At 69.4% G+C, this 3,085-nt stretch carries 4 protein-coding genes and 2 pseudogenes; 1 reads left to right on the top strand and 5 read right to left on the bottom strand.

Features of this window, described 5'->3' with window-relative positions:
- Positions 1-223, top strand: a pseudogene (locus tag RH94_RS17045) (hypothetical protein); the annotation flags it as partial.
- A gap of 169 nt (positions 224-392) precedes the next feature.
- Here RH94_RS17045 and RH94_RS17040 read toward each other — a convergent pair.
- The 5 genes and pseudogenes from RH94_RS17040 to RH94_RS43655 all read right to left on the bottom strand — a co-directional run.
- On the bottom strand, positions 393-1,214 hold the full coding sequence (locus tag RH94_RS17040; RefSeq protein ID WP_073946049.1) for a DUF317 domain-containing protein: 822 nt from the start codon (positions 1,212-1,214) through the stop codon (positions 393-395).
- Positions 1,215-1,229: 15 nt separating this feature from the next.
- Positions 1,230-1,529: a hypothetical protein gene (locus RH94_RS17035; RefSeq protein ID WP_107428738.1), complete on the bottom strand. Its 300-nt coding sequence runs from the start codon at positions 1,527-1,529 to the stop codon at positions 1,230-1,232.
- Between the two features lie 94 nt (positions 1,530-1,623).
- Entirely contained in the window at positions 1,624-1,977 is a 354-nt protein-coding gene (locus RH94_RS17030; RefSeq protein WP_073948438.1) for a DUF317 domain-containing protein, read from the bottom strand.
- Between the two features lie 167 nt (positions 1,978-2,144).
- Positions 2,145-2,441, bottom strand: coding sequence for a hypothetical protein (locus RH94_RS17025; RefSeq protein WP_158073061.1), 297 nt, complete (start codon positions 2,439-2,441; stop codon positions 2,145-2,147).
- A 270-nt stretch (positions 2,442-2,711) separates the two neighbouring features.
- Positions 2,712-3,085, bottom strand: a pseudogene (locus RH94_RS43655) (IS4 family transposase); the annotation flags it as partial.

The following is a 3,085-nucleotide window of genomic DNA, read 5'->3' as shown; positions in this document are numbered from 1 at the left end:
AGGCAGCAACGCGATCGACGTCGCCACCCGGAAGACGTCCGCGCCCCAGCTCGGCGACGAGCGCTGGAGCCGGCTGCTCACCTTCTCCGTCGGCGGACAGGAGAGCGTCGTCAAGCAGACCGCGGTCCGCACCGGAAACCTGCTGCTGATCGTCTCCGGCTCACCCGCCCTCGTCGACCGGCACCTCGGCCAGGCTCTCGCCAAGGCGACAGCAGCCCGCTGACACTCCTCCGTATGCCACGGCGCCCCCGGTCACGCGAACGACCGGGGGCGCCGTGGTTGTACCTGACCCTTCGGCGACAGCCCGAGACAGTGAGCGATCAGTCCGGAACACCACGAAGCCCGGCCTCCCGAAGCGGGAGGCCGGGCTTATGTGCGCGGTGTTCCTGCGCTCAGCCGGCCGGGGCGCGCAGGAGTCGGTCCCGCGTGCTCTCGGGCAGCACCCGGCGCAGGACCGGGACGGTGGAGCTGAGGGAGGCGGCGAAGACCGCGACAAGGTCGTGCGGCACGCTGGCGCCGAAGGACGCGGCCCACAAAAAGGGCGCGCCCAGTGCAGGCTGCGCCCATGCCTGCCATCCGGCGGGTCCCGTCTCGTCCGCCTCGACGATCAGGACGCGGGGGTCGGCGTCCTGGATCAGGGGCGGCACCTCGCCGAGGCTGAGGTGAGAGGTGAACGTCGGGTCCGCCGCGCCAGCGTCGGGCTGGTCGACGTCGCGGAGCCAGCCGTGGGCCGTGACGGCATCGAGGACCAGCCCAGGCCCGGTATACGCGGCGGTGGGGTCGTCGCGGGCGTCGAGCGCGAGGAGGAAGTCGGCGAGAACCTCGCCCGGCACATCCAGGGTGAAGTAGGCGGACCACTGCGCAAGGGGCGCAGTCCCGTCCCGGCGGGCGGAGATCTGCCACGCGATCGGCAGGTCGCCCAGGTGGAACGGCTCGTCGGGCGGCATCCACTGCGCCCACCGGAGGGTGTCGGGGCTGATGTGGAGCACGGTGCTGCGCAGGACCTGCCGGTCCTCCAGGGCATCGTCGGGCTCCTGACGTCCGCGGACGATCGCGAGGCTGGTCCAGCCGAGGCCGGCGAGCGTGTCCGCGACGACGTCGTAGAGACGTCCGTCGTCACCGGCCAGGTGCCGGGGGCCGACCCGGTACGCGGACCGGGTGCCGCTTGGGGTGGGCGGGTCGAGCGGGGAGTTGCGGTTCAGGGGCGCCTCCAAGGACTGCGTACGGGGTTACTGCCCGCCAGCGGGGCGGGCAGCACGGCGGGGGCGGCGCGGGGGCGCCTGGACGGGAGCCTGCCAGGCGAGGGCGACGGCCACCTCCGGCGGCAGGTGACCAGGCTGTGTGTCCGCGTTCCGGCTCTCGGCTGGATACACGACAGGGCGCTCGGCCCGATCCGTGGCCTCGACGACCCGCTCGAGGCGGTGCTCCATCGGGAAGAACGGGTTCATGGCCAGCCGCAGGGGCGAGGCCGGATCGCAGGCGGACAGACGCTTGGTCAGGTCACCGACGGTCATCTCCGTGGGCTGCACTGAAAGTCTCCTTGCTTTTCGGGGCGTGGCCTTCGAGTCGCTCGCTGCGCACCGGAGCGCCTTCGGTCGAATACCGGTAAAGCCGACTCGCCCCTCAAAGGGGCTGAGAGGTCGCCAGCACATGGGCCACGGCGGCGGCGACGATATCGGCCAGCGTCTCGGTGTCGAAAGAAACGCGGTAACCGCGCACCTTGGCCGTACCGGTAACGGCTATCGTCCATCCCTCGCCGTCAGTACCGGGGCGGCCGAGCGGAAACCATCCGAGGTAGAAACGGCCGTCCTTCGAGTTGACGTGCACGTCCCCTCGGTCGTCCACGAGCAGGTTGAAGTCATCGGCGGAGAATTGGTCCATAACGAGCGTGGGCTGGCCTGGGCCAAGCTGCCATGCACGCAAACGCAGGGCCTCAACGGTGGTGGAAAAACCGGGACTCACAGGAGCCGCAGCCACGGGCGATCACCTCTCTGACCTGGGGTTTCCGGGAAGGTCGTCTACGTTGGCATGCCCCTGCTCGTGTTGGCCAGTCTTTCGGGGATCTTTCCTGTCTGCCCCCGGCGAACTGCGACGCCACCTCACGGCGTGACTCCGGTGCTCGCCTTTGCGCTGCGCTCGCACTACTAGCGGAGTCGAGTTTTGGCTCTCGTCTGGGCACGGACGAAGGTCGGCTTGGCCAAGCCAAGGGTGTCACCCAGGACCGTGACGAAGCCATTCACGTGCTGTCGGGCGGCCTGCTCCTGATCGTCCGGCATTTCGAAGATATGCCCCATGGAACCGGCTTGGAATGCCCAGTCGGCCCGCACCCTCTGGTATTCCTCCCAATTACACCGATGCTCTTCACGGGCACGCCGCAGCACCTGCTCGTCGACGGATTCCACCGCCAGCTGCTGGTTGATCTGCCAGTCGAGTTCCCACATCGCCACGACGTGGTCTGTCGTAACCGGTGCATCCGGCGGTCCAATGCCGTTTAGTTTGTGTGTGGATGGGCTCGAGTGCTGGGCGGCAGCAGCGCGACGGTCGGCGGGCCGGAGTGGCGGATGCCGCGGTCTGAGCGGCGTCGTTCGCGGTATGTGCTGGGGCGGGGACGCTTGATGGAGCGGGGGTAAGTGCGTTGTCGCCGTTTGGGGTTGAGGTTGCGGCGGGAGGCGACGCGTTCGAGGGTGTGCGCCAGGAGGGCTTCGTGGTCCTCAGGGGGAAAACGCCGCTCGGTCGGTGACCGAGCGGCGTACGATCCGGACGGTGCCGAGGAACTTGACCCGGTCGGGGTCGATCCCGGCGTCGGTGGCGGCCCGGCAGATCAGCGCGCTCAGCGCCCAGTGGGTGAGCAGGTAGGCCCATATCTCCTGGTAGGCGAGTTCCGGACTGCGCGAGCGCAGGATCTTCCCGGGGCCGCGCAGGTGGGTCTTGAGCTGATCGATCCCGGTCTCTGCCTCCCACCGCTGCCAGTAGCATCCGGCCAGCTGTTCGGCGCCGGCATCGGCGGGGTCGAGGAGCGTGGTGAGCAGGTGGACCTCCTCGCCGTCGCGGTCGGGCAGGTCCTTCAGGTGGTCCAGGCGCAGGC

The organism is Streptomyces kebangsaanensis, from assembly GCF_001906585.1.
GTDB lineage: Bacteria > Actinomycetota > Actinomycetes > Streptomycetales > Streptomycetaceae > Streptomyces > Streptomyces kebangsaanensis.
The sequence above is the reverse complement of the archived record's forward strand: the minus strand, read 5'-3'. Positions and strand labels throughout refer to the sequence as shown.

Excerpts from the sequence above, each read along its gene's own strand:
- RH94_RS17025 (WP_158073061.1), bottom strand. The coding sequence starts at position 2,441 with ATGTGGGAACTCGACTGGCAGATCAACCAGCAGCTGGCGGTGGAATCC.